The sequence below is a fragment of the Nonomuraea lactucae genome (assembly GCF_003313395.1).
In the GTDB taxonomy this organism is placed as follows: Bacteria; Actinomycetota; Actinomycetes; order Streptosporangiales; family Streptosporangiaceae; genus Nonomuraea; species Nonomuraea lactucae.
Genome location: NZ_QNFZ01000456.1, coordinates 1 through 1151, shown reverse-complemented (window position 1 = coordinate 1151; position 1151 = coordinate 1). Strand labels below are relative to the sequence as shown.

Here is a 1151-nt window from a genome sequence, read left to right as displayed (position 1 = left end):
GGCGACCGGCGACCTCGTCGTCGCCACCGCGCGCCGCGTGGGCGTGCTCGCCGGCTGGGCGCGGGGCCACGGGGGGCGGGTGCTGGCGCTTCCGCTCGACGTCACAGACCCGGACCAGGTGGAGGCGGCCGTCCGCGACGCGACCGAGGCGTTCGGGCGGATCGACGTCCTGGTCAACAACGCCGGCCGGGTGCACATCGGCGCGGTGGAAGAGGTCACCGACGAGGAACTGCGGGCGGTCTTCGACCTGCACGTCTTCGGGTCCACCAGGCTGATCCGCGCCGTGCTCCCCCAGATGAGGGAGCGGCGGACCGGCACGATCGTGCAGATCTCCACGATGGGCAGCTTCCTCATCAAACCGGGGTTCTCCTCCTACACTGCAAGCAAGGCGGCCTTCGAGGGGCTCTCGGCGACCCTCGCGGAGGAGGTCGCGCCGCACGGCGTACGTGTGCTGATCGTCGAACCCGGCTCCCACCGGACGCCGGTGTTCTCCGGGAGCCAGTCCTCGTCCGCGGCCGAGCTGCCGTGCTACGCCGACATCGTGGGCCCGATCCGCCGGTTCGTCGAGTCGCAGGACGGGAAGCAGCCCGGCGACCCCGACCGGGCCGCCCAGATCATCGTCGAGGTCGTGCGTGACGACGGCCCGCTGCCGCTCCGCCTCCCTCTCGGAGGGGACGCCTATGACAACATCACGGCCGCGCTGGAGTCCATCCGCGCCGGCCTGAGCGAGTGGGAGGCCGTCGCCCGCAGCACGGCGTACGGCCGTCCCGCCGTCGAGCCGCCGCGCAGGACGGCCTGACCAGCCCGATCTCGCCCGGAGCCGGGCCGAGCCGCGGCTCGGCCCGGCTTTCGCGTTCACAGGTCACCGCCCCTTGACGTGAACCGGCCGATGGCGGATAGTCGAGTAATCGATTCTCGCGATTGTTGTCGACTGTGCGGGATCTTCTCAGTCAAAGAGGAGCGCGGCCGCATCGCAGACCTCCTGTGGCTGAGCGCGCGAAGGAGCAGAAATTGAGCAGGCAACGACTGACCATCCAAGAACTGTCGCCCACCCGCAGGAACGTCCTGCGCGGCGGCGTCGCCGTCGGGCTCTCCGGGCTGCTCGCCGGCGTGGCGGGGTGCGGCTCGGACAAGGCGCCGGGGGGCGGGGG

The 1151-nt window shown here is 71.7% G+C and carries 1 protein-coding gene; it reads left to right on the top strand.

Translation table 11 applies throughout. The features are described from left to right. The coding region (locus DQW85_RS22615) for an SDR family NAD(P)-dependent oxidoreductase (protein ID WP_113702166.1) at positions 1 to 799 on the top strand (799 nt) is incomplete at its 5' end. Between the last annotated feature and the right edge of the window lie 352 nt (positions 800 to 1151).